A 1,917-nucleotide genomic window follows, 5' to 3' on the forward strand; every position below is an offset into this window, starting at 1 on the left:
CGGGACCCGCGCGGTGGGGGTGCGCGTTCTTTACAGAGGGTGCGCCGTGGGTGGCCCAGCGGGTGTGTCCCATGATGAGGCCGCCGCTGAGCGGACGCTTGTGGAGGGCCGTGCGCAGCTCGGAGAGCTTGCCCTTGGCGCGCACCACTTCGGTTTCACCTTTGGAAATGCTGGCCAGCCCGGCCGAGTCATAGCCCCGGTATTCCAGGCGTGAGAGCCCGTCCATGACAAGCGGCACGCCGTCCTTGGGACCCAGGTATCCAACGATTCCGCACATTACTTTTTCTTCTTCTTGTTGCGCGCGGCCCAGCCGGGAATGTTCTTCTGCGGCGCGCGCGAGACGGCCAGCGCGCCGGCGGGTACGTTCTTCGTGACCGTCGTGCCCGAGCCCACGTAGGCACCCTTGCCGACCTTCACCGGTGCGACGAGCTGGGTATCGGAGCCGATGAATGCCTCGGCGCCGATCTCGGTGACGTGCTTGTTTGTTCCGTCGTAGTTGCAGGTGATCGTGCCCGCACCGATGTTGGCGCCGGCGCCGATCTTGGCGTCGCCAAGATACGAGAGGTGATTGGCCTTCGCGCCATCGCCCAGCTCGGCCTTCTTGAGCTCGACGTAGTTGCCGACCTTAGCGCCCTTGCCCACCTTGCTGCCCGGTCGCAGGTGCGCCATGGGGCCGATCTGCGCGAGCGGGCCGACGCTGCTCTCTTCGATGACGCTGTAGGGGAGGATGCTTGCGCCCTTGCCGATGAGCGAACCCCGGATCACCGCGCCCGCGCCGATGCGGCAGTCGGGGGCGATCTTCGTCGCGCCCTGCAGCAGCACGCCGGGCTCGATCACGCTGCCGGCGCCCACCTCGGCGGTGACATCGATATAGGTGTGATAGGGATCGATGATGGTGACGCCCTTGGCCAGCAGCGTTTCCATCTTTCGCTCGCGCAGAAGCGCGGCGGCAATCGCCAGCTCGGCCTGGGTGTTCACGCCGATGCAGCACTCGGGATCGTCGGCGACGACCGCGCGGGCGCGGCCCTCTTTCGCGGCCACTTCAAAAAGATCCGTCAGGTAGAACTCGCCCGAGGCGTTCTTGTTGTTGATCTTCGTAATCTGCTTGCGCAGCCAGGGCAGATCCACCACCCAGAAGCCGGTGTTGCACTCGCGGTGGCGCTCACGCTCGTTCTTGCCCAGATCCTTGTGCTCGGTGATGCGCTCTGGCGCGCCAAAGGGATCGCGGATGATGCGCCCATAGGCGCCCGGATCCGGCGGCACGAAACTCAGCACGCTGACCAGCGCCTTGGCCTGCTTGTGGCGGTTCATCAGCTTTCGCAGCGTCGCCGGGTCCATGAGCGGCGCATCCCCGATGAGGATCATCGCGTTGCCGGTCTTTGCCGATATTTTCGAGAGTGCGACCTTTACCGCGTCGGCCGTCCCGCGCGGCGGATCCTGCACGGCGGCAGCGGCCTTGTACTGATCGAGCAACGCGGAAAGCTCGGCGGGCGGGTCTTTGGGAATGACCGCGACGATCTCCTTGGGGCGCAGCGCCCGCGCGCTCTCCAGCACGTGGCCCAGCAACGGCCTTCCGGCAGCCTCCAGCAGGACTTTGACCTTGCCCGCCTTCATGCGGGTGCCTTTGCCGGCGGCCAGGGCGATGACGTAAAGCGGCGGAGTTGCCAAGAAAAACGCGCTCCTTCAAAGCGAGAGGCTAAGGCGAGTCTATTCGCGCCGACCTTGAGCGGCAAGGCGCGCCGGTTTTGCTGCTTACTCGCCGAAGGTCGGCACGCGGATGACGCAGCCGTTGTTGAGGGAGGCGGTGCCGCCGATGACGCTGTCGCAGTCTTCGGAGAGGGTGATGTAGAGCGATTCGCCGTCGGGGGTGATCGCCATGCCGGCGAAGCGGCCGCGACCGATGGGGCGGCCGCCGAA

The 1,917-nt window shown here is 66.0% G+C and carries 2 protein-coding genes; both read right to left on the reverse strand.

Annotated features, from left to right (window positions below; translation table 11 throughout):
* A partial coding sequence (locus KDH09_02590) for a glutamine--fructose-6-phosphate aminotransferase (GenBank protein ID MCB0218558.1) occupies positions 1 to 277 on the reverse strand: 277 nt, incomplete at its 3' end.
* Positions 277 to 1,668, reverse strand: coding sequence for a bifunctional UDP-N-acetylglucosamine diphosphorylase/glucosamine-1-phosphate N-acetyltransferase GlmU (gene glmU / locus KDH09_02595; GenBank protein ID MCB0218559.1), 1,392 nt, complete (start codon positions 1,666 to 1,668; stop codon positions 277 to 279). The genes glmU and KDH09_02590, both read right to left, overlap by 1 nt.
* Between the last annotated feature and the right edge of the window lie 249 nt (positions 1,669 to 1,917).

This window comes from Chrysiogenia bacterium (assembly GCA_020434085.1).
Taxonomy (GTDB): domain Bacteria; phylum JAGRBM01; class JAGRBM01; order JAGRBM01; family JAGRBM01; genus JAGRBM01.